Origin of the sequence: Saccharopolyspora spinosa NRRL 18395 (genome assembly GCF_000194155.1) — a bacterium.
GTDB lineage: Bacteria > Actinomycetota > Actinomycetes > Mycobacteriales > Pseudonocardiaceae > Saccharopolyspora > Saccharopolyspora spinosa.
This window is the reverse complement of record NZ_GL877891.1, coordinates 2508-4278: the sequence shown is the minus strand read 5'-3', so window position 1 is coordinate 4278 and position 1771 is coordinate 2508. Positions and strand designations below refer to the sequence as shown.

Here is a 1771-nt window from a genome sequence, read left to right as displayed (position 1 = left end):
GGTTGTTCTGGCCTGGTGGGCGGGTGGATGGTGTCGGGTCCGTGGCTGGCGGTGGGCGGGGTGTGATGGGTCTGCCGGGTGCTGGGGTGTGGGTGATGGGGGTGCCGGGGGTGGGTGTGGATGGGGAGGGGGTGTTGCGGCCTAGTGGTTTCCGGTGGCGGGGTCCAGACGAGGAAGTGGTGCGCTACCTGGGCACGGCCCGAGCGGCCGCGGTGACCAGCGTTCCCGAGTCCACGGCTCAGGCATGGCTGGACGGCAGAGGCCAGCCCTTCTCATTCTATCTGCGCCGTATGCGCGAGGCTGACCGGCTCCCGACCTCGGAGCTGGTGCGCTACCTCGGCCCCGGCCGGGCACTCGAGGTGACCGACGGCGTCGTGGAGTCGGCGGTATGGGCGTGGCTGGAGGGCGCCAGCGTGACGTCGATCTGGATGCGTGGTTTGCTCAGGCGGTGGCGGGTGTAGATGGGGTGCAGGTGCCGCAGGGTGCGGCGGATGCTGGGGTGATGCTGGCCGGGGGTGCTGATGGGGAGTTTGTCGCGACCGAGTCGACCGCGTTCCTGGGACCGGATGCAGGCGACGATGCTGCGGGTGCCGGCGGTGCTGGGTCGGTTGCCCGAGGGAATGATTTCGCCGGTTTCCTCCCCGACTACACCGAGGGGGCGGGTTCGGTGACCCTCGGACGTTGGTGGGCCCGTTGGTGGGGGATTCTGCCGAATCCAGTCCGAGCGGGGTGGGGTGGTTCGGTGTGGAGGTGCGGGGTGAGGGGGTGAGATCGGGGTCGGAGAGGGTTCAGGAGGAACGTCCGGGGTGGGGTGGCGCGCGACGGCGGTTGTTCTGGCCTGGTGGTAGGGGGGTGGATGGTGTCGGGTCTGTGGGTGGCGGTGGGCGAGGTGTGGTGGGTCTGCCGGGTATCGGGGCGTGGGACCGCCACCCGGGGGTGGGTGTGGATGGGGAGGGGGTGTTGCGGCCTAGTGGTTTCCGGTGGCGGGGTCAGGGTGGGGGGTCTGGGTTGCCTGCTGTGGTGACGGGTCCGAAGCGTCAGCCTCGCGTTGGGCCGGTGGCGGGGAAAGCCGGCGCTGGCGAGGGTTCCGGCGGGGTTACGCGGCGGAAGGTGGACGCGGCCGCTGCTGTTGGGGCTGTTTCCGGGAGTCCGGGTGATGGTGGGAGTGGGGTGCTCACGGCGGCGGAGCAGGCAGCACCGCAGGACCCGAGTGCGGAGCGGAAACAGAAGGAATATAACGCGAAGCATTACCAGGCGAGAAAGGCTGCTGCCGCCCGGGTTGTGGAGTTGAAGAAGCAGGGGCCGCTGACTGAGGAGCAGGAGGCGGAGTTGGTGGAGCTCCAGCCGAAGGCGCAGCAGTTGAAGAAAAAGCAGGATGCAGACGCGGCGCGGTCCCACGCGAGAAAGGTTGCTGCCGCCCGGATTGCGCTGTTGGAGGCGTTGGCGGAGCGGGAGCGGCTGACTGGGGAGAAGGAGGTGGAGTTGGCGGACCTTCAGCCGAAGGTGGCGCAGCAGAAGCAGAAACAGAAGGAAAGCAACGTAAAGCATTACCGGGTGGGAAGGGCTGCTGTCGATCGTGTTGCGGAGTTGGAGGCGTTGAAGGAGTGGGGGCCGCTGACGGTGGAGCAGGTGGCGGAGTTGGCGGAGCTCCAACCGAAGGCACAGAAGTGGCAGAAAAGGAAGGAAGGGGACGCGGCGCGGTCCCGTGCGGTAAAGGTTGCTGCCGCTCGTGTTGCGGAGTTGGAGGCGTTGGCGGAGCGGGCAGGCCGCT

2 protein-coding genes are annotated in these 1771 nt (G+C 68.4%); both read left to right on the top strand.

What is annotated here, in order from left to right; genetic code table 11:
* On the top strand, positions 1–461 hold a 461-nt coding region (locus tag SSPN_RS0141720), incomplete at its 5' end, for a hypothetical protein (protein ID WP_237711000.1).
* Between the two features lie 709 nt (positions 462–1170).
* On the top strand, positions 1171–1771 hold a 601-nt coding region (locus tag SSPN_RS61355; protein WP_010316707.1), incomplete at its 3' end, for a hypothetical protein.